The organism is Salinimicrobium soli (genome assembly GCF_048323655.1).
Classification (GTDB): domain Bacteria; phylum Bacteroidota; class Bacteroidia; order Flavobacteriales; family Flavobacteriaceae; genus Salinimicrobium; species Salinimicrobium soli.
Window position 1 is genome coordinate 389,784 of record NZ_JBLUWW010000002.1, and the last position, 23,588, is coordinate 413,371.

23 protein-coding genes are annotated in these 23,588 nt (G+C 41.1%); 5 read left to right on the plus strand and 18 right to left on the minus strand.

The annotated features are described in order from the left end of the window. Positions 1-92: 92 nt before the first annotated feature. The 5 genes from ACNORC_RS07210 to ACNORC_RS07230 all read right to left on the minus strand — a co-directional run bounded on the left by ACNORC_RS07210 (position 93) and on the right by ACNORC_RS07230 (position 5,051). Positions 93-593, minus strand: coding sequence for a plasmid pRiA4b ORF-3 family protein (locus tag ACNORC_RS07210; RefSeq protein WP_418334948.1), 501 nt, complete (start codon positions 591-593; stop codon positions 93-95). 50 nt (positions 594-643) lie between these two features. Beyond that, positions 644-1,657, minus strand: coding sequence for a COX15/CtaA family protein (locus tag ACNORC_RS07215; protein WP_418334949.1), 1,014 nt, complete (start codon positions 1,655-1,657; stop codon positions 644-646). A gap of 51 nt (positions 1,658-1,708) precedes the next feature. Next, positions 1,709-3,124: a CCA tRNA nucleotidyltransferase gene (locus ACNORC_RS07220; RefSeq protein ID WP_418334950.1), complete on the minus strand. Its 1,416-nt coding sequence runs from the start codon at positions 3,122-3,124 to the stop codon at positions 1,709-1,711. Positions 3,125-3,385: 261 nt separating this feature from the next. After that, entirely contained in the window at positions 3,386-3,952 is a 567-nt protein-coding gene (locus tag ACNORC_RS07225) for an L-threonylcarbamoyladenylate synthase (protein ID WP_418334951.1), read from the minus strand. Next, on the minus strand, positions 3,942-5,051 hold the full coding sequence (locus ACNORC_RS07230; protein WP_418334952.1) for a glycosyltransferase family 4 protein: 1,110 nt from the start codon (positions 5,049-5,051) through the stop codon (positions 3,942-3,944). The genes ACNORC_RS07225 and ACNORC_RS07230 overlap by 11 nt, the downstream gene beginning before the upstream one ends. 177 nt (positions 5,052-5,228) lie before the next feature. On the opposite strand from ACNORC_RS07230, the gene ACNORC_RS07235 reads away from it, so the two are divergent. Then, the gene (locus tag ACNORC_RS07235) at positions 5,229-5,978 is read left to right on the plus strand and encodes a lipopolysaccharide kinase InaA family protein (protein ID WP_418334953.1); all 750 of its coding nucleotides are present in this window, start codon (positions 5,229-5,231) and stop codon (positions 5,976-5,978) included. A 58-nt stretch (positions 5,979-6,036) separates the two neighbouring features. Here the strand turns inward: ACNORC_RS07235 and ACNORC_RS07240 are convergent, their stop codons facing one another. From ACNORC_RS07240 to ACNORC_RS07255, 4 genes are all read right to left on the minus strand, one after another. Further along, a complete protein-coding gene (locus ACNORC_RS07240) occupies positions 6,037-7,023 on the minus strand; it encodes a stealth family protein (RefSeq protein ID WP_418334954.1) in 987 nt (328 codons plus the stop codon). A gap of 150 nt (positions 7,024-7,173) precedes the next feature. Then, complete coding sequence (locus ACNORC_RS07245) at positions 7,174-8,238, minus strand: CDP-glycerol glycerophosphotransferase family protein (RefSeq protein ID WP_418334955.1); 1,065 nt, start codon at positions 8,236-8,238, stop codon at positions 7,174-7,176. Continuing rightward, positions 8,235-9,302: a glycosyltransferase family 9 protein gene (locus ACNORC_RS07250; protein WP_418334956.1), complete on the minus strand. Its 1,068-nt coding sequence runs from the start codon at positions 9,300-9,302 to the stop codon at positions 8,235-8,237. Before ACNORC_RS07250 ends, ACNORC_RS07245 begins: the two co-directional genes overlap by 4 nt. Before the next feature lie 51 nt (positions 9,303-9,353). Further along, on the minus strand, positions 9,354-10,169 hold the full coding sequence (locus ACNORC_RS07255; RefSeq protein ID WP_418334957.1) for a 2,3,4,5-tetrahydropyridine-2,6-dicarboxylate N-succinyltransferase: 816 nt from the start codon (positions 10,167-10,169) through the stop codon (positions 9,354-9,356). Positions 10,170-10,253: 84 nt separating this feature from the next. On the opposite strand from ACNORC_RS07255, the gene ruvX reads away from it, so the two are divergent. From ruvX to mazG, 4 genes are all read left to right on the plus strand, one after another. Further along, complete coding sequence (ruvX, locus tag ACNORC_RS07260) at positions 10,254-10,661, plus strand: Holliday junction resolvase RuvX (RefSeq protein WP_418334958.1); 408 nt, start codon at positions 10,254-10,256, stop codon at positions 10,659-10,661. Positions 10,662-10,711: 50 nt separating this feature from the next. Next, complete coding sequence (def, locus tag ACNORC_RS07265) at positions 10,712-11,302, plus strand: peptide deformylase (RefSeq protein ID WP_418334959.1); 591 nt, start codon at positions 10,712-10,714, stop codon at positions 11,300-11,302. Between the two features lie 61 nt (positions 11,303-11,363). Next, positions 11,364-11,786, plus strand: a complete 423-nt coding sequence (locus ACNORC_RS07270) for a DUF5606 family protein (protein WP_418334960.1) — start codon at positions 11,364-11,366, stop codon at positions 11,784-11,786. Positions 11,787-11,916: 130 nt separating this feature from the next. Continuing rightward, entirely contained in the window at positions 11,917-12,690 is a 774-nt protein-coding gene (mazG, locus tag ACNORC_RS07275) for a nucleoside triphosphate pyrophosphohydrolase (protein ID WP_418334961.1), read from the plus strand. A gap of 75 nt (positions 12,691-12,765) precedes the next feature. On the opposite strand, the gene ACNORC_RS07280 is transcribed toward mazG, so the two are convergent. From ACNORC_RS07280 to ACNORC_RS07320, 9 genes are all read right to left on the minus strand, one after another. Further along, positions 12,766-15,084 (minus strand): DUF349 domain-containing protein, encoded by a 2,319-nt coding sequence (locus ACNORC_RS07280; RefSeq protein ID WP_418334962.1) that lies wholly within the window; start codon positions 15,082-15,084, stop codon positions 12,766-12,768. A gap of 110 nt (positions 15,085-15,194) precedes the next feature. Next, positions 15,195-15,929 carry a shikimate dehydrogenase family protein gene (locus ACNORC_RS07285; RefSeq protein WP_418334963.1) on the minus strand — a complete coding sequence of 245 codons (735 nt, stop codon included), beginning with the start codon at positions 15,927-15,929 and terminating at the stop codon, positions 15,195-15,197. Then, entirely contained in the window at positions 15,922-16,947 is a 1,026-nt protein-coding gene (locus ACNORC_RS07290; protein WP_418334964.1) for a DUF368 domain-containing protein, read from the minus strand. The genes ACNORC_RS07285 and ACNORC_RS07290 overlap by 8 nt, the downstream gene beginning before the upstream one ends. Continuing rightward, positions 16,925-17,872 carry a DUF368 domain-containing protein gene (locus ACNORC_RS07295; RefSeq protein WP_418334965.1) on the minus strand — a complete coding sequence of 316 codons (948 nt, stop codon included), beginning with the start codon at positions 17,870-17,872 and terminating at the stop codon, positions 16,925-16,927. The genes ACNORC_RS07290 and ACNORC_RS07295 overlap by 23 nt, the downstream gene beginning before the upstream one ends. Positions 17,873-17,905: 33 nt before the next feature. After that, positions 17,906-19,306: a tetratricopeptide repeat protein gene (locus tag ACNORC_RS07300; protein WP_418334966.1), complete on the minus strand. Its 1,401-nt coding sequence runs from the start codon at positions 19,304-19,306 to the stop codon at positions 17,906-17,908. Positions 19,307-19,415: 109 nt separating this feature from the next. Next, positions 19,416-20,594 (minus strand): aspartate aminotransferase family protein, encoded by a 1,179-nt coding sequence (locus tag ACNORC_RS07305; protein ID WP_418334967.1) that lies wholly within the window; start codon positions 20,592-20,594, stop codon positions 19,416-19,418. 4 nt (positions 20,595-20,598) lie between these two features. Then, entirely contained in the window at positions 20,599-22,410 is a 1,812-nt protein-coding gene (locus ACNORC_RS07310; RefSeq protein WP_418335383.1) for an OstA-like protein, read from the minus strand. An 86-nt stretch (positions 22,411-22,496) separates the two neighbouring features. Then, positions 22,497-22,877, minus strand: a complete 381-nt coding sequence (locus ACNORC_RS07315; RefSeq protein ID WP_418334968.1) for a hypothetical protein — start codon at positions 22,875-22,877, stop codon at positions 22,497-22,499. Between the two features lie 158 nt (positions 22,878-23,035). Then, complete coding sequence (locus ACNORC_RS07320) at positions 23,036-23,527, minus strand: hypothetical protein (RefSeq protein WP_418334969.1); 492 nt, start codon at positions 23,525-23,527, stop codon at positions 23,036-23,038. Between the last annotated feature and the right edge of the window lie 61 nt (positions 23,528-23,588).

The following is a 23,588-nucleotide window of genomic DNA, read 5'->3' on the forward strand; positions in this document are numbered from 1 at the left end:
TTCTGCAATTAAAGGCACAGGTTCGCCGGGCCGGCCGGCAAGATAATTAAAAAGAAACTTAAAAAAACAGCTAAAAAAAGCTTTGGGAAAGATTAGTTCCAGTTCTCGTCAAAAGAGAGATCATCATAATCATCAACATCGAAATCCTCACCGCCAAAATCGTCATCTTCAGCCTGAAATTCTTTTTCGGGAGCAGCTGTAGGCAACTGTCCGTGCACGAACATCAGGTTAGGATAATCCATTTGTGGATCGGGTTCTGCGATCTCGGCAAGTTCCACCAAGAAAGTCCACATGCTCAGGAAATCATAGACGTAGATTAGTTTTGTCTGCTCTTCATTAACAACGTCGTCCAGGGTGGTTTCATTCATTAATCGAATAGAACTTTCGCCTTCTTCCATATCGAACTGGGAGATTTCCTCTCCCTGGTTCCAATCATCATCACTGATGTAGAAAGAAGCCATTTCGTTTCCGTCGAAACCAAAGGACTGTAAAATTACATTATGCAGATCTTCCAAAGTGTTGTCGGCCATAATTTCTATGTCCCGGAACACATCCTCTTCCGCATCAAGTATCACTCTAAATCTGTATAGCATTGTTCAAAAATTTGGATTGCAAAGATACAGTTTTAGATGAGAATTTTAGCCTATCTGCTAAATCTGTGAAGTGTAAAGGTCATAGCTGTAAGCAGGAAAAAGGCTGCAACCTGATGCGCTACTCCCAGCCATATAGGCACGGCATAGATGAGGGTGAAAACTCCTAATAAAAACTGTACAAATACCAGTATCACAAGGGAATTGATCCCATTTTTCTGCGGAATGGTTAGCGCAAGTTTTCTTGAGCGATACCAGATGTATAGCACAATTCCAACCACTATATAAGCAAGGTAGCGATGAACGAACTGCACTCCGCTTTTCCCTTCAATAAAATTTTTCCAAACAGGATCTTTCTCGATGAATACCGTCTCATGAATCCATTCGCCTCCGGTCATTTTTGGCCACGTATTGTGGATCCAACCGGCATCAAGACCTGCAACAAAAGCACCCCAAACTATTTGGAGAAGCAGTATGATCATTCCTACCCAAAGTAAATTCCTGAACCCTTTTTGAATCGTCTTCTTTTTCGGGTACAACAGGTCCATTGCTACCCAGAAGGCGTAGGCGAAGGTGATGAAGGCAGTCATGAGGTGAGCAGCCAGCCTGTAGTGGCTCACTGCCGGAATGTCAACCAGGCCGCTTTTAACCATGTACCAGCCCATAAACCCCTGGAAGGCACCAAGAGCCAGCAAGATCAATGATTTTTGGATGGTAGGTTTGCTAAGTTGTTTTGTGAACAGGAAGTAAAGGAAAGGAATGATGAACACCACCCCAATTAGACGACCAATCAGCCTGTGCAGCCACTCCCAGAAATAAATTCCTTTAAAATCTTCAAGATTAAAGTGATAATGGAGTTTTTGATATTCCGGATATTGCTTATAAAGTTCAAATGCCTCTACCCATTCTTTTTCATTAAGTGGGGGAATGGTTCCTGTGATAAGTTTGTAATCTGAAATTGAAAGTCCTGAGTTGGTAAGCCGGGTAATACCGCCAATTACTACCATTGTAAAGATCAGGAAACAGCCGGTCAACAGCCAATAAACTACTTTTTTGTTGTCTTTCATCGTACGTGGGGGATAAGCAGATTCATAGTTGAGGCTGTCGGCCCAAAAAGGTTATTTTGGTGACAAGCCTATTTGTTTTCCTTTTTTAAGCATAAAATTCTTTGCGGCTTCATATTCATTCGGGATCTCCCCTTCCAAAATAGCCTCTTTTATTGCATCTTTAATTATACCAATTTCACGGGACGGTTTTAGTCCAAAAGTTTCCATAATTTCTTCTCCCGAAACCGGAGGTTGAAAGTTCCTTACATGGTCCCGCTCTTCAACTTCCTTTATCTTTTGACGAACAAGCTTAAAGTTGTTGTGATATTTTCTGAACCTACGCGGGTTCTTAGTAGTAATGTCTGCCTCGCACAGTGTCATGAGGTCTTCGATATTGTCTCCGGCATCAAAAATGAGCCTGCGCACTGCCGAGTCGGTCACTTCCTGCGCCAGCACAATAGGTCGGGAACTCATTAAAACCATTTTCTGCACGAACTTCATTTTCTCATTCAGCGGCAACCGAAGTCTTTTGAAGAGTTTATAGACCATTTTTGAGCCAACAAACTCATGGCCATGGAAGGTCCATCCAAGTTTTTCATCAAAACGTTTAGTGGGCGCCTTACCTATATCATGAAGCAATGCGGCCCAGCGCAACCAGAGGTCATCGGTGTTTTCTGAAATATTATCTACCACCTCTAAAGTGTGCCAGAAATTGTCCTTATGCCGTTGTCCTTCAATTTCATCAATTCCTTCCAGAGCGGTAAGCTCGGGCAAAATGATCTTGAGTAACCCGGTGTTGTGTAAAAGGCTAAAACCTTCGGAAGGTCTTTCCGAAAGTAAGATCTTATTCAGTTCCTCCACTATACGTTCCCGGGAAATGATCTTGATCCTTTGCTTGTTACTGGAAATTGCTTCTAAAGATTCTCTTTCGATCTTGAAGTGCAATTGAGAAGCGAACCTGATGGCCCGTAACATTCGCAAAGGATCATCAGAATAGGTGATATCAGGATCCAGAGGAGTACGGATTATCTTTTCCTTGAGATCTTCGAGTCCGTTAAAAGGATCTATCAGCTCCCCGTAGTTCTTTTCGTTCAGACTTAGTGCCAGGGCATTTATGGTAAAATCCCTCCGGTTTTGATCATCTTCAAGAGTGCCGCTTTCCACTTCCGGATTGCGACTTTCTTCGGAATAACTTTCCTTGCGGGCACCCACAAATTCCACCTCCATGTCATAAGCCCGCAACATAGCAGTTCCGTAGTTCTTGAAGATCTGTACTTTTGGTTTGTGAGGTAAGAGTTCAGAGACCTTTTTTGCGAGTTCTATTCCGCTACCAACCGCAACAATATCAATATCCTTATGCTCCCCCCGGTCAAGGATGTAATCTCTCACAAAACCACCAATGACGTAGCTCTCCAGTTGGAGCTCTTCAGAAGCCAGAGAAATTACTTTGAAAATATTATTAGAGAGGGCCTGTTTATAGTTGTTCACGATCTGATTTTCTTTTCTTTCAAGCCTGGATGATCCTGATTAGAGAATAATTTTTGTTGTCTTCTTTTTTTGCCACGAATTCACTAATATCTAATGTATGATTCTCCGCTGATCAAGCAGCCCTTTAATAGTTGCCAAAATTATTAGCCTTACCTAAGTGATTATACACCTCGAATAAAGCGTCTATAATAATTTTCTTCTTTAAAGAGAATATTAATCCTATTTATATTCGTGTATTCGTGGCGTTTTACTTGACATTAGTTATTTCCTTATCACCTGTACCTTTCCGTCGTTACTAAGCTTAATAATAGCAGAGGGTTTAGGGGTTTTTCTGGACTGCTGCAAATTTACTACATAGTCCACACCTTTTAAAATTTCCGGAGATATTTCAGCAAAGCTTTGAGGAGTTTCTTCCCCGCTGATGTTGGCCGAAGTAGAGACCAATGGTCGCTTCAGTTTTTTAATTAATCGCTGGCAAAATTCATCTTTTGTCACCCTTATTCCCAATGTATCATCAGCACCCACCAGGTTCTCGGCTACGCGAATAGGTTTGTCGTAAATAATGGTTGTTGGTTTAGCGGCGTACTTCAAGATATCATAAGCCACTTCAGGCACTTCTTCCACAAACTGGTTCAGCATTTTAAAATCAGATACCAGGCAGATAAGCGCTTTGGTTTCGCTGCGTCTTTTGAGTTCAAAGATCTTAGAGATTGCATCGGCATTTGTGGCGTCACATCCTATTCCCCAAACCGTATCTGTAGGGTAGAGTATAATTCCTCCTCTTTTTAACGCCGCATAGGCGTTGTCCATTTCTTCATTAATGTCCATTGATCACTTTTTTATATTCTTCCAGGGTTTGTTTCGCCATCTTTTCAGCGGTAAACCCTTTTAATAATTTATTTTTTGAAATTTCGGTAAAGGTCGGGATTAACTGCGGATTATCCTTCAAAAACAACAGGTTTTCACCTAATTCGCGGTGGTCATAGCATTCAGCTAAAAGTCCGTTGACCTTATGTTCAATTACTTCGGAAATTCCTCCCGCCCTGGTACTTACTACCGGAACTCGGTGGTAAAAGGATTCATAGATCACCTGTGGAATGCCCTCATTTTCTGAAGTCAACAAGGTCGCATCAAACTGCGGAATAAAATTGGAAGCGTCCGGAAGGAATCCCAGCATGGAAATATGTTTCTCAAGATCCCATTTTTCGATCAGCTCCTGAAGAACCGGAGTTATTCGGCTGAATCTACCCATTTGGACAAAATGAAGATTCTCCTGTTTCTTCTCCTTAACGAGGTATCTAACTGTTTTCAGAAAAGTTTCCAGGTCTTTTGCTTCAATATGATTGGCAACATTTCCGATAATTACTGTCTCTTCCTGAAGCCCTAATTTATCGCGCAGCCTGAAAGGAGTCTCTGTGCTTTTATTATCAATGCGAGTGCCGTGGTAGATAACCTTCAGCCTTTCTAACCGCTCCAGGTATTCAAAAGTGAGATTTTTTGTAGTCTTTGATACACAGAGGATCTTCTGAAGCTTTTTGTAATTGTACTTATAAAGGGTGCCTTTGTTCTGCCGAATGGGGAAAGAAGTTTTTTTGCTGAATACCAATGGAGGGAGTTCATAAAAATGATCTGCAATTATCGCCAGTGTAAGAGCTTTCGGATCGTGAATGTGGATAAGGTCAATGCTCTCTTTCTTACAGGTCGAAATTATTTTTAGCGCATACCTGAAGTCAAAGTTTGAAAGAAGGGGAGAGGTATAATACCTGAAATTTTGCTTTTTGAGACGATGCTCAAAACGGCTTCCTTTTCTACACAGAACAATATTTAAAACTTCGGAATGGTTTTTAGCCATCTCCAGACACAGATTCTCAATATGTTGTTCCCCGCCGCCCCAATTTCTTACTGCCGATAAATGAAGGATTTTCATAAAGCTTATTTGTGCCTGTCTTTTTCAAATGGCTTAATTGCGAAGGTATAATAAATTCAAATATTCTTTTTGCAGATAAACGGATTCAACTTTGGTAGGAAGAAACCTATAACTTCTGAATTTTAAAGTTAAAGCACAATTAAAAAACTAACTTTGCTGAAAAGTGCGGGAAACAATATGAAAGTAATCATAGATGAAGCATATTCTTCTTATAAAGAAGAAATTCTTCAGGCTCTTGACAATTTTGAGAAGGAAGGTCGGGAAATTGGCCCGGGAAAAAGAAATACTGTAAAAGCAGTGTCGCTTAATGAAAAGGAACTGAACATCAAGTCTTTTAAAGTTCCCAATACTGTCAATAAAATAGCCTATCGGTTCTTCAGAAAATCAAAAGCGGAAAGATCTTTTTGTTATGCTCAGGAACTTTTAAAGAGAGGAATAAGTACCCCCGCTCCCGTTGCTTATGTTGAAGAAGTGACTTCTGTGGCCTTTTTGAAAAGCTTTTATGTAAGCGAGCATCTGGAGTATAACCTCACATTCCGGGATCTGGATCTAAAAAAAGAAGGTCATGAAGAGATCCTAAGGGCTTTTACCCGTTTTACCTTACAGCTACATGAAAAAGGTATCGAATTCTTAGACCATTCCCCCGGAAATACGTTGATCCAGATCAACGATAATGCATATAAATTTTATCTGGTTGACCTTAACAGGATGAATTTTAGAAGTTTGAATTTTACCGAAAGAATGCAAAATTTCAAACGGCTATCCAGAGAAAGAGACATATATGAGGTAATGGCAGATGAATATGCAAAACAAACAGACCGCTCTTCCTCTGAGGTTTTTGATCAAATGTGGCATTTCAATCAGCGCTTTTTTACAAAACGGGAAAAAAAGGCAGTGATAAAGCAAAAGTTAAAGAGAATTTTTTAGAGGTAGAGAATCTTTTCTCGAAAATTTTACCCCCCTGATTTTAATAAACCTTAACCTCTTACTTTTTACTTAATTGGTTTTCTATCCATGAAAGTATGTACTCTAATATTTCATCACTTGCCATGTCCAGGCTTTGAAATGTGATGAAAAGTTTCTTTGGATCATGTATATACCATTTCAATTTTAACCTGGTCAACCATAGATTTTTATAGGATCGGAAGTATGTTAACTGTGAATTGTTTCGGTAATGACCAGTATTATTTTTGAGTTCTAAATGTTCAGATAAGGAGGAGATAAGAAATTGATCTTTATTTCTAAACCTGTGCTGTATATTATTTCTAAGTAAAGAATTTTTTTCAAAAAAGTTTGTCAGTGTAGACTTCCTCACACTAACCGGCGTATGGAAACGTCTCACATACTTTTCCATTCGGGCCAGTTTGGCGCTATTCTGCTGTAGTTTCTTGAAACTAATTTTTTCCTTTTTTTCGGGAATACCAAAATAACTCAAAACTTCACGGTAGTATTTCCTAAAAGTTTTATTTTCATTGAAATCTTGCCATTTACCTCTTACAATGGGTTCTCCATTAATAAAGAAATCATCTACCGATACTTCTTTCATTATAAAAGTATCATCATTAAAAATGATAAAGTGCTCAGATAAATTGGGAATTTTAAATAGCATGGATATTATAGAACACGAGTTGAAGGTAGGTAGGTATTCTTCATATCCGCTAAAAATAATTTTATGATCAACAAGTTCCAGATTTACTCCTTTATCTTGGGCTAAGGACTTTAGGGAATCAAATGACGCAGGCCTTTGATCATCGGTTACTAAAAATATATTCTTAATGAAGGGGGCGAACTTGATTATCGATCTAATCGCAATGTCTATTTCTCCGATGGAATTGTATCGTTTCAGATGATTTTCAGAAGAGAAATTGATCTTAGATTCAGAAAAAGTATTGATCTTTTCCTGCCAATTTTTATCATTTCCATCTACCCAAGTTAAAACGGCATCAACTTGAATATTGTGAGGTTCTGTCATTCGATATGAGTTTAACCCGGAGAATTCAGGGTTTAATTTGAATTATTTTTTAAAAATAAGAAATATTCTTAGTTAACAACTGAACTGTCGGATTAAGAAAAACTCATTAGAATTCCGGGAAACTGAATAACACAAAAAGTCTCTACAATTTTAATAGGTTGAAACTGACTCCATAATATTTGGAATAGGATTAAGACCCAGTTCTTTTCTCACCTTGAATTTCCTGATTAGGTTTATTGGTTTCTTTTTTAAATAGGACCTATCGCTATTTAAAAATTCAATACAACTAGTGATTACACGCTGGCTTGAATTACCATCGTAGTAAGGGTGAGTAAATTCAATATAATTTTGAATTGCCTCCATAACTGGTTGCGGCCTGGTCAAAGCTTTGGATAAGGCACCTTCAATTTCAGAAACTTCAGTAACATTAATAAGATGTGCTCCGGGCTTATTGTTTTTAAATGTTACCACAGGTTTCTTTTGAAGTATAAACTCGGTAATTGCAGAAGTTGTATCAGAGAACATAATATCTGCCGTTTTAAATAAGGGAATTATGTCTGTTGTATCATAGTATGTAAGGTTTTCATTCTGCATAGCCTTAAAAACTTCGATTTTTTCCTTAGGCAGTTTTGGATGTAAAACGATCTTGAATTCCCATTTTCCTGTTTTAGATAATCGTTTTATCTCATTTATCACCTCTTCCACATAGGTAATACTGTATTTAGGGGAAAAGGTGGAAGAGATCAATATTACAGGTTTCTCAGTTGATGTTTTTTCAATTGGGAACAAAGGATCTACCTTGGACCAACCTGTTTCGATTACTTCAAAATGCTGGTATTTTTTCTGTAATTTCTTGAAGGGTTCTGTGGTAGAAGGTCCCTGCGTGCAGTACAGATCAAAGAATCCTCTAATTCTGAAATGCCCTTTTTTGGCACTATGTTTATTTGCAAGAAACCCATGAAAAACCTGGACTTTAATTCCAGGGATAAAATCGGCAATGCTGTCTGTTATGCTTAAAACCACGTGAGGCTGGTAAGCTATAGCTTCCTGGATGTTATCCAAAACCTGTTTTTCTTTACTGAAAAGTGATTTTGTTTCCTCTTTATCCGAAAACCATTTTACTTCATATCCTCTTCTCAATATTTCCTTTTCCAGAGGTTCTCCAATTGGAAATGCATAGGAATAACTGATGTAAATAAGGAAACGGTAATTCATACTTCAAATTTTTTTAGAAATCTTTTAAGATCGGGTGCAATTAGATCCGGACTGAAAAGCTGATAATACTGCCGATTCAATTTTTTGATCTCGCTGTTTTTTTTATTCTGAAAAAGCTCCGGATAGTAATCCTCAAGATGTACCGAAACCTTGTCTTTGTCCTTATTAAAAATCCCCCAGTAATTCTTCCTGATCGAAGGAGAGTGTATTGAAAAAGTTGGTATGCTCAAAGCCTTAGCAATATTAGCAGCTCCACCTTCATTGCCTATAAAAAGGTCACAATTTGCGCAAGTAGTTATGTAGTCTTCCAGTTTCTCAGTGTACAGGTTTAGAAAAATTCTCGACCTGGTAGCCGGAGAGCATAAACTCACAATGTCCATGGCCTCAATTTTTTGTTCGGGGGAGAAATTGAGCAAAATCTGAGCATTTTTCAGCTGTTCTACTGTTCTGTCCAACAGAGAAGCCATAAATTGAGGCGGATAACTCTTGTTTTTCGAGCTTCCCAGTACACCACACATGATCACGGGATTTTTCTTTTCAATTCCGCCTTTTTCCAATCGTAGACCCGCTTCTTTTTTTCTCGATTCATCCAGGTAAATCTTTGGCCGCAAATATTTAGGATGATCCTGAAAAAGACCCTGTAAGAACTGCATTCGATTTTCAATCGCAAGTCCTGCATGGGAGTCCGGTTCTTTTATTTGTTCAAAAGTGAGGGAATAAAAATGACTGGTATACTTTTTTTCATAGCTCAACCTTTTTTCGGCTGCCGAAAACAAAGAGATAAGACCGGTGCTTATTTTAGAGTAAACATCAATAACATCGGTATACTCCATCTGCCTGATACCTCTTAAAAAGGTCAGGAACTTAATGGGATTTTTATTAAGACCGGGTTCGTAGAGGATGCATCTGTCGATATATGGATTGTTTTCCACCACCGGCAGGGTGTGTTTGTAGATGAGGTAGTGCAATTCAGCATCAGGATATTTTTTTCTCAAAGCCTCGAACAAAATAGAAGAGGTGAGCACATCACCTATCATTTGTTGCTGAATCACGAGTATCTTCATGTAGTGGGGGAATAAGAACTTCCGGAGTAGAAAAGCTCCGGAAGCCACTTTTTAAACTGCGACGTTGTATTCTCTTAAGGCGTCGTTCAGGGAAGTTTTTTTGTTGGTGCTTTCCTTTCGTTTTCCAATGATCAGGGCACAAGGCACCTGGTACTCTCCTGCGGGAAATTTTTTGGTATAACTTCCGGGGATCACTACGGAACGCGCCGGAACAATTCCTTTCATTTCAACCGGCTCGTCACCGGTCACATCAATAATTTTTGTAGATGCAGTGAGCACCACATTGGCTCCCAAAACTGCTTCCTTTTCAACTTTTACTCCTTCTACAACTATGCTTCGGGATCCTAAAAAGGCATTGTCCTCAATGATCACCGGTGCAGCCTGTAAAGGTTCCAGCACTCCGCCAATACCCACACCACCACTAAGGTGTACATTTTTACCTATCTGTGCGCAACTTCCAACGGTGGCCCAGGTGTCTACCATAGTACCTTCATCTACGTAAGCTCCAATGTTCACATAACTTGGCATCATGATCACGCCTGAAGATATGTAGGCTCCGTGCCTCGCGACAGCATTGGGAACCACACGAATTCCTTTTTCTTTATACCCGGATTTCAACGGAATCTTATCATGGTATTCAAAAATTCCGGCTTCCAGAGTTTCCATTTTTTGGATAGGAAAATAAAGGACTACTGCTTTCTTCACCCATTCGTTCACCTGCCATCCATCGTTTGTAGGTTCGGCAACGCGAAGTTTACCGGCATCCAGAAGCTCAATGACTTCCCTTATGGCTTTGGTTGTCTTTTCTTCCTTTAGCAGATCCCGGTTTTCCCAGGCTTCATTTATAGTTGTTTCTAATGCTGTCATTTCTTTCAATTTTTGGCAAAGATAAGAGCTTAAAGGCAATTATTGGACTACTCCCGATTTAAACCTTATCTTTGCAAAAAAATTATGGGAAGGATCCTGGCGCTTGATTTTGGTAGTAAAAGAACGGGAATTGCCGTCACCGATGAACTTCAGATCATCGCTTCGGGATTGACCACAGTTTCTACTTCAGACCTGCTTGCATTTTTGCAGGATTATTTTTCCAAAGAAAATGTGGAACTAATATTGCTGGGAGAACCAAAGCAAATGAACAACACTGCCTCAGAAAGTGAGGTAGGAATTCAGGAGTTCATTAAAAAGCTGCAGGAAAAGTTTCCCGAAAAAAAGATTGAGAGGGTAGACGAGCGGTTTACTTCAAAAATGGCTTTTCAAACCATGATCGATAGTGGCTTAAAGAAGAAACAACGGCAAAATAAAGCCCTGGTGGATGAGATAAGTGCCACCATTATTTTGCAGTCCTATCTTTATAAATAGAATAGAATAACAGATTTAAGATTAAGTTTAAAATTGAAGATTGTAGATAAATGATTTTACCCATAATAGCATACGGAGATCCCGTTTTAAGGAAAAAAGGAAAGGAGATCACCAACGACTATCCAAAATTGGATGAGCTAATTGAAAATATGTGGGAGACCATGTATGGAGCATACGGAGTGGGATTGGCTGCCCCGCAGGTTGGCTTACCTATCCGTCTTTTTATTGTGGACGCTTCTCCGTTCGCTGAAGATGAAGAACTTTCCGAAGAAGAGAAAAAGGAATTGGAAAACCTGAAGAAGGTTTTTATTAATCCTGTTATTCTTAAGGAAGAGGGAGATGAGTGGGCTTTTAATGAAGGCTGTTTAAGTATTCCGGATATTCGGGAGGATGTGTTCCGTAAACCAAATATCACCATTGAATATTACGATAAGGACTTTAACAAGCATACTGAAGAATTCAGCGGACTGGCAGCAAGGGTGATTCAGCACGAGTATGACCATATTGAAGGAATATTGTTCACAGATAAACTCAGCAGCCTTAAAAAGAGGCTGATAAAAGGGAAACTGGCTAATATTTCTAAAGGAAAGATCAGTGTAGATTACAGAATGCGTTTTCCGGAACTCAAAAAAGGCAGATAATTAATTTGTTTTTTAGGGACTACATGTGATATTTGCTGTCCTGAAAATTTAAAAAATACCTATGGAATTAGATAAAGTGATGTCGATCTCGGGAAAACCGGGATTATATGAATTGAAAGCCCAAACCCGCGGCGGATTTGTTGCAGAATCCATGCTTGACGGAAAAAAGATATCTGTTAACCTTCGGCACAATGTGAGCCTTTTGAGCGAAATAGCTATCTATACGTATACTGAAGAAGTCCCGTTAAGAGAAGTGTTTCAGAAGATCAAGGAAAAGGAGAATGGAGGAGAGGCTATCAGTCACAAGGAATCAAAGGCAAAACTGGAGGAATACTTCAGCGAAGTACTTCCAGATTACGATGAGGACCGTGTGTATGTGAGCGACATCAAAAAGATCGTCCAGTGGTATAATCTTTTAGTGAGCAAAGGATATACAGATTTCAGTAAAAAAGAATCTGAAAAGACTTCTGACGAAGAAGAATAGATCAAAATACACTTTTTTGACAGCCGTAAACTTCCGAAGCCTTTAAAAGCTCCTGAATTTTACGGCTTGTTTTTTATGACAAGTTCTCAAAAAAGCTTCTTAACTTTCCTTTTTTTAAAACCTATAACTGATGAATTCCAGACAAGAGCAGCTAAAAGCACTGGACCGCTTACTTACCATAATGGATGAATTGCGGGACCAATGTCCGTGGGACCGCAAACAGACCATGCAGTCGCTGCGCCACCTAACGATAGAAGAGACCTATGAACTTGGAGACGCTATTCTGGATAATGATCTGGAGGAAGTGAAGAAAGAGCTGGGGGACCTTTTGCTTCATATTGCCTTCTATTCAAAAATTGGTAGTGAGACCAATGATTTTGATATTGCCGATGTCGCCAATGAGATTTCTGAAAAGCTTATTAGCAGGCATCCTCATATCTACAGCGACACCAAGGTCGAGAATGAGGAAGATGTGAAGCGAAATTGGGAACAATTGAAACTCAAGGAGGGAAAGAAAAGTGTCCTGGAAGGTGTGCCTGCATCCTTACCGGCACTGGTAAAGGCCAGTCGTATTCAGGATAAAGTTGCTGGAGTAGGATTTGATTGGGAAGAACCGCAGCAGGTTTTTGAAAAGCTAAAGGAGGAATTGGAAGAACTGCAGCACGAAGTAGACGAAAATAACAGGGAAAAAATCGAAGCTGAATTCGGAGACGTCCTGTTCAGTATGATCAATTACGCCCGATTTCTAAAAGTGAATCCTGAGGATGCTTTGGAAAGGACCAATAAGAAGTTCATTAAACGCTTCCAATACCTGGAGAAAAAAGCAAAGGAGCAGAACAAGAATTTAAAAGACATGACCCTTTCTGAAATGGATGTTTTTTGGGAAGAAGCAAAGTTGCTATAGCTCGAAAAAGGTCAAAAAAATAACCCCTTAAAAATGCCATTTTTAAGGGGTTATTTTTTTTATTGCTGGTAAGATCTACTCGTAAAGCGATTTCACTTTTTGTAGTTTTTCTTTCCAGATCTTAAGTTGTTCCTTGTGATTTTCGATATTCTTCTTCACTTCCTGTACAACGGGATTGTCTTCGTCTACATGGGCAAAGAACTGAAGGTTATTCTCGAGCTGAATGATCTCTGACTTGGTCTCTTCGATCTTTTTAGTCAGGAAGTAATGCTCATTGTTCAATTTCCTGTCGTCATCAGAATCTTCCAGCGCCTGCACTTTGTTCTCGTACTTAAGCATCTCTGTCTGCTTTTTATCCATGTCGAGTTTATCAAAGGCATGGTCAAGGGCTTTATTGAATTTGCCCTCGATATATCTCTTGTTGTGAGGTACCCTTCCAAGATTCTTCCATTCTTCAATAAAACTCTTGATGACCGGAAGGTCTTTTTTGCGATCGCCGCTTAGTTCCACATTTTTCAATCGGTCAAGAACCTCTTTTTTCTTATCGAAGGCTTCATTTTCCTCTTTATTCTCTTCATTACGGGAAGCGTGTAGCTTATCAAAATAATGATTACAGGCTGCCTTGAACCGCTTCCAGATCTTATCGCTGTCTTTCCGCGGAACATGCCCAATCTTTTTCCAGTCACTCTGGATCTTTTTCATAAGCGGGGTAGTAGCCTTGAAGTCTTCATTGTCTTTTTTGTCTTCGGCTATTTTAACTAACTCCAGCTTTTTCTCCAGATTATCATACTGTTCTTTTTTCTGGTTTTTATAGAAGGAATTCTTGTTGCGGTTGAACTTTCTAACAGTCTCCTTGAATTTCTTCCAGGTTTGGTCGTTGACCTGCCTTGGCACTTTTCCGGCGTTAAAGAACATCTCACGCAGGGCCTCCACCTCTTTGATCTTCTCCTGCCACTGGCGGTGAGTGGTATAATCAACATCGGCTATTTCCCTGATCTTTTCAATGATCTCTTCTTTCTTCTCCAGATTCTTTTCGAACTCTTTTTCAAGCTGCTCAAAATATTCCTGTCGTTTGTCGTGGATCTTTTTGGTGGCGTCACTGAACTTTTGCCAGATATCTTCTCTGAATTCCTTTTCCACAGGACCAAGATCTTCCTTCCACATTTTGTGAAGCATCTGGAGTTCTCTGAAAGCGCGGTTAGTATCCGGTTCCTGGGTAAGTTCTTCGGCCCTGGAAATGATCTTTAACTTTTGTTCCAGGTTGTGTTTGAAATCGAGATCTCGAAAATCACGATTCAGGTGCAGAAAGTCATAGAAGTTCTCTACATGGTGGTGATAGGTATTCCAAACAGTATTGTATCGGTCCCTTGGAATGGGTCCGGCAGTTTTCCACTTGTCCTGTAATTCTTTAAAATGTTTGTAGGTAGTATTGATATTCTCCTCAACATCTATGAGGCTTTTAAGCTCTTCAATGATCTCAAGCCTTCTTTCAAGGTTCTGGTTAAGATCCTGCTTTAACTGCTGGTAATATTTATTTCGTTTTTCCTTGTAATCGAAATACAGGGAATTAAATTGCTTTTTAAGCGGAGTAGAATGGTGGAAGTCGATAATATTTCCGCCTTCAGCAAGAAACTCTTCTTTTTTCTCTTCTACTTCTTCGTCGAATTTCGCGTTGAATTCGGTCTTGATCTCCTCAACATGTTCCTTGATCGCCTGTACTTTTTCCTTTTTCAGGAGCTTTTCAAGTTCCTGAACCAGGGCTTCCTTGCTCATGGCATGGTAGTCTTTCTTCTCGATCCCGTGCCGTTCGCCTGCACTCTCGTCTTCACTGTCTTCGGCCACTGCTTCATCTACCTCGCTTTGCGCATCTTTTGGCTTGGAGCTTTTTTCTTCGGAAGCTTCTTCTTCAACTTCCTCGTTCTCTTCAGCTGCGGAAGAACTTTCTTCTTCGGAAGGCTCTTCTTTCTCTACCTCTTTTTCGTCAGCTGTTACGGCCGTTTCAGAAGTTTTTTTCTTGTCATCCTCCTCTTCATCAGCTTCTGTAGTGGCTTCAGGAGAGTTTACTTTTTCAGCAGTCGTTTTTTCTGAAGTTGATTCTGCTTCTTCGACCATCGCGTCAGCAATAGCATCACTTTCGGCAGATTCTTTATCTTTTTTTGAAGGTTCAGCTTTTTCCGGTTCCCCCTTGACTTCATCTTCTTTCTGCTCTTCTGCTTCAGAAGATGTTTTTTCCTCTGCAGGCTCATTTTGCGGCTCCTCTTCTTCTGAAGTCTTTTCCACAATATGCTCTGCGGGTTGAGGTGCTTCCGTTTGCTCCTTTTCTACCTTTTTTTCAAGGTTCTTCTCTTCATTATTCGGAAGGTTTTCTTCTGGCAGGTTCTCTTTCTCAGACATATCTTTCAATGTTAGGGTTCATCAATACTTAATAAGTCTGAAAGATAATAACTCCCGCAAAACCTAACAAGAGTTTAGGGGTATTTGTAAACCGAAATTCTGCGGAAAAATCAGGATCTATTCCAGATCTCCCAGGCCTTTTCTGCCTGAAACTCCAACATTTTCTGACCGTTTACCACGGTAGCGCCCTGTAACTTGGCCAATTCCATCAATTTAGTGACCGGCGGATTATAAATAAGATCGAAAATAAGATGGGCCGGAGTGAGGAGTTGTACTGGAAGTTGAGGATATTCCGAAGTGTTTGGGAAGGTGCCCAGTGGCGTGCAGTTAATGATCAGTTGGTGCTCCTTCAACACCCTTTCATCCAGTTGTTCATACGTAAGGCGTTCTTCTCCACCAGCTCTGGAAACGTAGGTGAAAGTAATTCCCAAAGAGCTTAGTGCATAAGCAACTGCCTTGGATGCACCACCTGTACCCAGAATTAAGGCTTTTTGATGCTGTGATCTTAAATACTGCTGAAGGGCTTTTTTAAAACCGAAATGATCTGTATTGTATCCGGTTAGTTTTCCTTCCGGATCTATTTGGATGGTATTCACAGCACCAATCTCTTTTGCCACCGGATCTATCAGATCCAAAAAGGGCATAATTTCCTCCTTATATGGAATAGTGACGTTCAAACCTTTCAGCTCCCGATTGTTTCTGAGAACCTCCGGAAATTCATCCAGGGACTGCAGGTCAAAATTCTCATAAGTTGCCGCTATGCTTTCCCTGCTGAATTTCTCTCTGAAATAATTCCGCGAAAAGGAATAGGAGATATTTCTTCCAATTAGTCCGAACTTAATCATACGCCTCTTCTTTATTTTGATTTTCATACCACGCGAGCCACAGGACAATAAGGGCTCCAAAAAGGATAAAAAAGATGGCCAGCCAGGTGCTGCCGTCATTCAGATAAGGAAGATACCGGTCGTAATTGTCTATGATCTTATTACCGGTTCGGTCCAGGAGAAAAGTGCCATCGGCATCGAGCCTGTATTCTGCTTCTTTCCATGGCCATACCACTCCAAGGGAGCCGGTTATAAATCCGATAATAACCGCATAGGTTGCATTTTTAAAATGCTTCAGGAGATATCCTAATACGTGAGAAAGCGACACAAGTCCTGCGATCGAGCCAGCGGTAAAAACGAGCAGGACCTGCAGCATGCGCATGCGCTGTTCATTCTCAAGAAATGACCAGTCCCAGACCATGACCTGCGTAAGAGTCTCATAAAGGGCATTTACCGAATCTACCAGGAGTAGCACATAGTTTCCGAGAAGTATTAGAATAAAGCTTCCGGAAAGTCCCGGTAAGGTCATTCCCGAAACTCCAATTATTCCGCAGAAAAAAACGAACCATAAATTGTCATTTTCAGCAGCAGGTTCAAGCCAGCTAATACTTACTCCTGCAACAATTCCCAGGATGGCGAAAAAGATATTCCTTCTATTCCATTCCCCAAAATCCTTACTGATGTAATAGATCGAACCCAGGATCATTCCGAAGAAAGTGGCCCAAACATACAATTCATAATGAGTGATAAGGAAATCCAGGAGCTGGGAAACGCTGAAATAACTAATGACCATTCCCAGCACCAGCAGCAGCAGGAATTTGGAATTGGTGTAATAATAAAGGCTTCTGAAACGCCCGTTGACCAGGAGTTTTAAGGAATTTAAATTGATACGCCTTAAAGAGAAAATGAACTCTTCGTAAAAACCGGCCACGAATGCGATGACCCCGCCTGAAACGCCGGGAACCTTATTGGCAGCTCCCATGGCCAGGCCTTTGAGTACAAGAAAGAATTTATCGCTAAAGGTCCGGGTTTTTTGCATTTTCCTGCACAGGTTTTTTTACGGCCAGGCTCTCTAAGATAAGAATAACGAGGAATCCGGCAAGCATCAGGAAAAAAGCCTGCATGGTGTGAGGATTGCCGTCAAAATTCCAGGGCAGTACTGATTCTTCCCTGATCACTACAGATTTCCCTCCGTAGGTCGCAGTTTCAAGCACATGCTTCCAGGGCCAGATCTTATTGAGGGAACCGGCAATAAAGCCTGTGAGGGTGGCAAGAGTGAGCGTACTGTAATTGAGGAACAACCACTTCAGTAATTTCGAAAAAGAAAGGATCCCAAAAATGGCTCCTATGGCCACTATTCCTAAAGTTTTAAAGTCGAAATTGTGGGTCGCTTCACTAATGGTCTTATAGGCGCCCACCAGGACCAGAATATACGCACCGGAGATACCGGGAAGTATCATGGCGCAAATAGCCAGGGCACCGGCAAAGAACAGGAACAGATCACTTGCCGCTGCCGCCATTGGAGGCAGGGTAGTAAGGTAAAAAGCGACCGCCGCACCAATAATCAGGAAAAGAAATACGTTGAAAGACCACTTCGGAATTTGTTTACCCACGTAATAGATGCTGGCAAGAACAAGTCCGAAGAAAAAAGCCCAAATGAGTATAGGATGATGCTCCAGCAGGTAGTTTGCCAGCCTCATCACCGTAAAAATACTCAGGAGAATACCTGATAACAGCGCAACGAGGAAATTTCCGTTAAGGGCTTTCCACATGGCTTTAAAGCCTTCGGTTTTCCAGGTTCGTAAGAGGGGAATATTGACTCCGCTGATGGTACTGATCAATTCTTCGTAGATCCCGGAGATAAAGGCTATGGTGCCACCGGAAACGCCGGGAACCACATCAGCGGCTCCCATGGCAATTCCTTTTAGTGATATAATGAGGTATTCTGAAAAACTTCGTCGCATTTGCTCTAATTAGAAGTGCGCAAAGTTACAGAATTAACTGCATGATTTTAGATGGGTCCTGATTTTATCCTTGATCGATTTTCTGGCGAAAATAGATGGGAATAATTCCTCTATGATGATGTAATATTCATAATCCATCTTCAGCGCATTGTTCAGGTGGAAATACCCTTTTTCAGCCTCGTGCAACATAAAGTACAATCCGGCAAAACGGTATTCTATTTCTGCTGTTTCAGGATAGAATTCTACTGCCTGCAGCAGGTTTTGCACAGCAGCTTCAAATTCTCCAAGGTCAATAAGGATATCACATCTTTTGATCCAGGTTTCCAGCTCATAGTTTCCAAGCTCCAGGCTTCTTCGGTACCCTCTTTCAGCTTCCTCAAGTTGTTGCAGCTTGTTATTGATACGGGCATAGCGCTTCCAGTACAACACATTCTCTCCATCAATATTGATGGCTTTGTTGATGTAATAGAGGGCTTTCTGGTAATTTCCTTTCTTATAAAAGAAATCGGTGATCGCGATCCAGCCTTTATCCAGCAATGGATCTTCATGAACCGTCTGACGGTAGTTCTTCAAAGCCAGGTCATCATTTCCCAACTTCTCATAACATTTACCAATCCTTAGATATGCAAAGGAAGTAGGGTCATCCAGGTCCAGCGTGATCTTATAGTTTTCGATGGCCTCATTGTAGCGACCTAATTTCTCAAGCACCTTTCCTTTTTCAAGGTAAGCTCCAATGAAATAGTCATCACTAATGATCGCAAAATCAAAAGCCGCAAGTGCCTTTTTATAGTTCTTAAGGTCGAAATATTGCTTTCCAAGCTGATGCCATCCTACTTCACAATAAGGATTTCTATCCAGGAAGTTGTTCAAAAATTCGATAGCGCCATTCTTCTGCTCTAAAAAGTCAAAGCAATACATGACATTGTAGAGGGATGAGTAGTCCTCTTCATCCGCCTCCAGGCATTTGATGAAGTTCTGTTTTGCATTCTCAAAATCTTCAAGGAAAAGATATTCCATTCCCAGTAGGGAATAAACATCTGCCTCATCATAAGTGATCTCCAGGGCGTGCTTTAGCATATCGATCGCTTCGGAATGCTGGTCCTTTTTAGAAAGTATGTTGGCTTTTTGGATATACACTTCCTCATTGGAAGTCTCCAGATCGTAAATTTCATCCAGTAATCTCTCGGCCATGTCCAACTTGTCTTCAAAAACGAGGATCTCGATCTTGAGGAGCTTCAAATTCACAGAGCCGGGATGCTGGGATAGACCCAGTTTTACGGCTTTCTTGGCCAGGGCAATCTTTCCGTTTTCTAAATAGAAATGGATAATGTTCTCAAATTCATTAGAGTCGAAGAACAGTACATCATTTGTCTTTAGCATCGATTCGAAACGAGTAAGGGAAAAATCGTTTTCTTCGTTGTGGCTTAATTGCATAAGCAGGGTTTGTTACTGATTTCTACAGTATTAAAGTTAAAAATGTTAGGCAGTAGCTGGGGTTAAATCTAAATTTGTTGTTAACAAAGTAATTAACAGCATCTTGGAACTACCTAATTTCGCTAAGTATAGCAAGAATAATGCCGCAACCTTTTTTAACTTCTTCTTTAGATATAGTTAAGGGAGGAGTGATCCTTACCGCCTTTTTTTCGAAGAGTAGCCAAAAGAGGATTAAGCCTTTCTCCTGGGCTCGCAGCACCAGTTCGTTGGCAATTTCTTCGGAAGAAAGAATGATAGCCAGCATGAGGCCTTTTCCACGGATTTCGGTGATCAAAGGATGCACCAGTAATTCCCTGAAAAGTTCCTCTTTTTCAAGGGCTTCTGCCATAAGTGCAGTTTCGGTCAATTCCCGTAGTGTAGCCAATGCTGCGGCTGCAATAACAGGATTTCCCCCAAAGGTGGTGATATGACCCATTTTTGGATTGTCACTCAGGCTGTCCATGATCGCTGTGGAGGAGGTGAAGGCTCCAATTGGTAATCCGCCGCCCATTCCTTTGCCCATGACAACTATGTCAGGTGCCATTTCAAAGTTCTGGAATCCGAATAACTTTCCGGTACGGCCAAAGCCGGGCTGGATCTCATCGAGTATCAGTAAGGCACCTACCTCTTCGCAGCGCACTTTTACCTTTTTCAGGTAATCATTTTTCGGAAGGATGAATCCGGCGCCTCCCTGAATTGTTTCCAGAATGACTGCTGCGGTCGAGGAATCTATTTTTTCAAGGTCTTTTTCCTCATTGAAGTCAATGAAATCTACATCTCCAATCAGCGGACGAAAAGGTTTCTGACGTTCTTCATAGGTCATCAGGCTAAGGGAACCCATTGTATTTCCGTGGTAAGCATTGCGGGCTGCCAGAATTCTGGTCCTGCCTGTATAACGACGGGCCAGTTTTAAAGAACCTTCAATAGCTTCGGTGCCCGAATTTGTCAGATAGGTCTTTTCCAGCGGTGCCGGTAAGTTTTCAGCAAGAAGTTTACACAGTTCTACCGCCGGCCCCTGGGCATATTCTCCATACACCATGACATGCAGGTACTTATCGAGCTGCTGTTTAACAGCTTCGACCACCCGCGGATGCCGGTGCCCGAGACTGCAGGCTGAAACACCTGCCACAAAATCGAGATATGCCTTATTATCTGTAGAATAGATGTAAGAACCTTCGGCGTGAGAAACTTCAAGAGCCAAAGGAAAGGGCGAGGTTTGCGCCTGGTATTTAAAAAAGTCTTTTTTCAATGGTTTAATCCTTTTTTGCTTTTGCAGGAGTGGATCGTTCTTTAAGAATAGAATCGGAAGCCGTCTTCCTGAGCGGCTTTTTAAGCGCCGGATTTGTGGCTCCGGTGTTCTTTTGAACCGGAATAAGCGAATCTTTTGCTTTTCTCATTTCGGGAAGTGGAAGCGTATCCTGTGGGCGATTCTTGAGATCATCCGGTTTTAACCTTGATTTTTCATTGAGCAGTAGCTCTTCGCTCTCTCCACGTTCTTCAAAAAATTCCTCTTCTTCTTCAGGTAATGGGATCCCCTGGATCTTGACCAGTTGATAGGGTGGTTCACCTTTAAAAAGATCCTCTTTAGAATTCAGCCGTTCCTCTCCACGCCACTCTAATCCTTTCAGTTTCCGTTCATTTTCAGGCAGATCCTGTTCAGGGTAAAGTACTCCATCTACCTGATTTAAATAATAGACATCCTCTACTTTTTGATCTTTCAGGAGCACCTTAATGGAACTCGAAACCGTTCTGTTAATACCAATAAGATCCTTATTATCATTGCGCATGTAGTAGATGGTTTCGGTATTTTTCACGAGATCCACCTGGGTAAGTTGATTTTCTGTAAACTTCCCATACATCTCCTTGCCCTTAAGTTGATTATATCCGCTAACGCTGTCCTTTTGTATCATAAAGGCATTGTCATAGACCTTCAGGGAATCCAGTTGTTCAGTTTCGACATTATTCAGCAGGTGAATGGTGTCTCCCGTTAGCTGGTTGTTTTCTGACCAGATCACAGGATTACCTATCATTTGGGTGAGGCCGGTGCTTTCACGCACATGAATGGAATCACTTTTACCACTCATATTGCTTTTGAAAAGTCTGACATCGTAATATCCTCTTATCACCCGTTGATCGGGCTTCCCGGTGACCATAAGAGTATCGCTGTGGATGTAAACCGAATCTTTTTCCTGAAGCGTAATTGCGAGCGCTTTTTTGGTGATGAAAACGGAATCTTTCTCCCGGAATACTTCCGCATAATGCCCTTTTATGATACTCTTATTGATGGTATCGGTAACTTTGATGTTGTTGGTGGCCGAAGCGAAGTTGGTGTTCCGGTTAAAGTAAAGGCTATCCCCCTCTAAAATGCGGTTTTCATAGTCTATTCTGGAATTCTTGACAAAATAGCCTGTATCTCCCCGGGTATCATAAAATCCCCGTTCACAGTAGATAACGGAAGCTTCACTGGTGATCGTCGACGGTCCGTACATATAGGCGTGTCCGCTCTCGGAATAAAAATCGAGTTGCGCAGATTCCAGTACATAATCCGGGTTGGTAATGACCACGTTAGAGGCAAAGGAATATTTTTCATCCTCGAGGTAGTATCTTCCAATTCGGCTGCGCAGCACACTGGCCGTATCCCTCACCACTCCACCACTGCGGTAATAAGCCTGTTGTTTTGTTCGATCAAAGAAAAGAGTATCAGTTTGCAGACTGGTCTGCGGATTTCTCATATTCACGTTTCCACTGGCAAATGCAAATTTTGTAGTTCCATTGTATTCGGCGTACTGACTTGTCATGGTCACCGTGTCACCCTGTTCCATCCGAACGTTTCCGTAGGCCTTGAAAAAGTTCTCTTCGGCATAATGTATCGCCTGGTCACACCAGATCTCGATCCCCTGGTGGGTAAAGTGCACCTGATTGGTCACCTTACTCAGAATAAAGGCACCGGGATATTTTTCCTCATTTTTGATGGTTCTGTCACTTTCGTATTCAATCCTTTTTGCCTGGGCAAAAGAAGAAGTTCCCCAGCCAAGCAGGAACAGGAAAATGAAAATAACGCGCACTTGTTTCACGGAAATGAATTAGGATTCAAAAGTAGTAAATTCCGAAGTATCTCAGCTCAAATGCCTCCGAGGCTTTTAAGAAGCCGTTATTCTTCGGAAGTGGCCCATTCCAGAGCGGCTTCCATTTCAGAAAAACCTTTGAATTGCCAGCTGGAATTCAAACGCCGGGAAAGCTCTACATATTTTTCAAGTTTGGAAACAATCTCCGTTTCTTTGGCGATGTACGCGACTTTGACGTGGCGAATCCTGCGGTCTGCTCCAATGTCGTGAGCAGCAGTTTGGGCAATGTGGTTGTCATTCCATTCCACACTTTTTACCTGCGCGGCGTCAATGATCTGAAATCTAGAACTATCGCTTCGTTCATCTGCATAGAATTCGGCATTGGCACGGGAGATTTCTTCTGCGGAAACATCGTCTGAGAAGGTCCAGATGATCCCGTCGGTATTCCAGGTAGTTACGTAAGGCATGATATTAATTTAGGGGCTAGTAATCTATTTATATTCTCTATTTCAGAGGTGGTTAAAATTAAAAAATACCTGAAATTAATCCTATTGATCATTTTAGAACAATTTCTGAACCGGGTAAGATGCGAAAGTTGCATTACATGGCTCCAATAGAAGGGGATTTAGGAATTTCCAAGTAGGTGTTTTTGTTTTAGATCCATCCATTTCTGAGTATCTCCTTCAATTGAGTAGGTCTTTGAGTTTTTGAATAAGGAGGTGATCCAGCCTAAGATTCCCCCTCCAGCTGCTCCAAGTACTCCTCCTCCAAAAGCTCCCTCGCCCTGGGTATAGCCAAACCAGGTATCTGGTTCTGCCGTAGCCACACCTGCAGCACCCAATGCCACGGCTCCTATAAAAGCTCCAATGAAGATATTACTTCCCGCAGAATGTTTAGTCTTGATCTTACCAATTTCACCGGTCATTATCTCCACCTGATCTTTTCTTGAGATCAGGACCAGGCTGGAATCGGTGACCTTCAGAACCCGTCCTTTGTTGATCTTTTTGCCCTCCAGGTTATAAACTCTTACAAACGGAAGATCATTATAAGATTTTTCCTGGGAGTAGACCTGTACGCTGAAAAACACCAACAAAAACAATATTACAGTAGTTCTCATAATATTGGGAGTTAAGGTTAATTATAAAAGGGGGGAGATTATTCTCGAATAATTTTTTTTC

What these genes read in the sequence shown, in the direction of transcription:
- ACNORC_RS07210 (WP_418334948.1), bottom strand. Translation starts at nt 593, where the DNA reads ATGCTATACAGATTTAGAGTGATACTTGATGCGGAAGAGGATGTGTTC.
- ACNORC_RS07215 (WP_418334949.1), bottom strand. Translation starts at nt 1,657, where the DNA reads ATGAAAGACAACAAAAAAGTAGTTTATTGGCTGTTGACCGGCTGTTTC.
- ACNORC_RS07225 (WP_418334951.1), bottom strand. Translation starts at nt 3,952, where the DNA reads ATGGACATTAATGAAGAAATGGACAACGCCTATGCGGCGTTAAAAAGA.
- ACNORC_RS07230 (WP_418334952.1), bottom strand. Translation starts at nt 5,051, where the DNA reads ATGAAAATCCTTCATTTATCGGCAGTAAGAAATTGGGGCGGCGGGGAA.
- ACNORC_RS07235 (WP_418334953.1), top strand. Translation starts at nt 5,229, where the DNA reads ATGAAAGTAATCATAGATGAAGCATATTCTTCTTATAAAGAAGAAATT.
- ACNORC_RS07240 (WP_418334954.1), bottom strand. Translation starts at nt 7,023, where the DNA reads ATGACAGAACCTCACAATATTCAAGTTGATGCCGTTTTAACTTGGGTA.
- ACNORC_RS07245 (WP_418334955.1), bottom strand. Translation starts at nt 8,238, where the DNA reads ATGAATTACCGTTTCCTTATTTACATCAGTTATTCCTATGCATTTCCA.
- ACNORC_RS07250 (WP_418334956.1), bottom strand. Translation starts at nt 9,302, where the DNA reads ATGAAGATACTCGTGATTCAGCAACAAATGATAGGTGATGTGCTCACC.
- ACNORC_RS07255 (WP_418334957.1), bottom strand. Translation starts at nt 10,169, where the DNA reads ATGACAGCATTAGAAACAACTATAAATGAAGCCTGGGAAAACCGGGAT.
- ruvX (WP_418334958.1), top strand. Translation starts at nt 10,254, where the DNA reads ATGGGAAGGATCCTGGCGCTTGATTTTGGTAGTAAAAGAACGGGAATT.
- def (WP_418334959.1), top strand. Translation starts at nt 10,712, where the DNA reads ATGATTTTACCCATAATAGCATACGGAGATCCCGTTTTAAGGAAAAAA.
- ACNORC_RS07270 (WP_418334960.1), top strand. Translation starts at nt 11,364, where the DNA reads ATGGAATTAGATAAAGTGATGTCGATCTCGGGAAAACCGGGATTATAT.
- mazG (WP_418334961.1), top strand. Translation starts at nt 11,917, where the DNA reads ATGAATTCCAGACAAGAGCAGCTAAAAGCACTGGACCGCTTACTTACC.
- ACNORC_RS07280 (WP_418334962.1), bottom strand. Translation starts at nt 15,084, where the DNA reads ATGTCTGAGAAAGAGAACCTGCCAGAAGAAAACCTTCCGAATAATGAA.
- ACNORC_RS07285 (WP_418334963.1), bottom strand. Translation starts at nt 15,929, where the DNA reads ATGATTAAGTTCGGACTAATTGGAAGAAATATCTCCTATTCCTTTTCG.
- ACNORC_RS07290 (WP_418334964.1), bottom strand. Translation starts at nt 16,947, where the DNA reads ATGCAAAAAACCCGGACCTTTAGCGATAAATTCTTTCTTGTACTCAAA.
- ACNORC_RS07295 (WP_418334965.1), bottom strand. Translation starts at nt 17,872, where the DNA reads ATGCGACGAAGTTTTTCAGAATACCTCATTATATCACTAAAAGGAATT.
- ACNORC_RS07300 (WP_418334966.1), bottom strand. Translation starts at nt 19,306, where the DNA reads ATGCAATTAAGCCACAACGAAGAAAACGATTTTTCCCTTACTCGTTTC.
- ACNORC_RS07315 (WP_418334968.1), bottom strand. Translation starts at nt 22,877, where the DNA reads ATGCCTTACGTAACTACCTGGAATACCGACGGGATCATCTGGACCTTC.
- ACNORC_RS07320 (WP_418334969.1), bottom strand. Translation starts at nt 23,527, where the DNA reads ATGAGAACTACTGTAATATTGTTTTTGTTGGTGTTTTTCAGCGTACAG.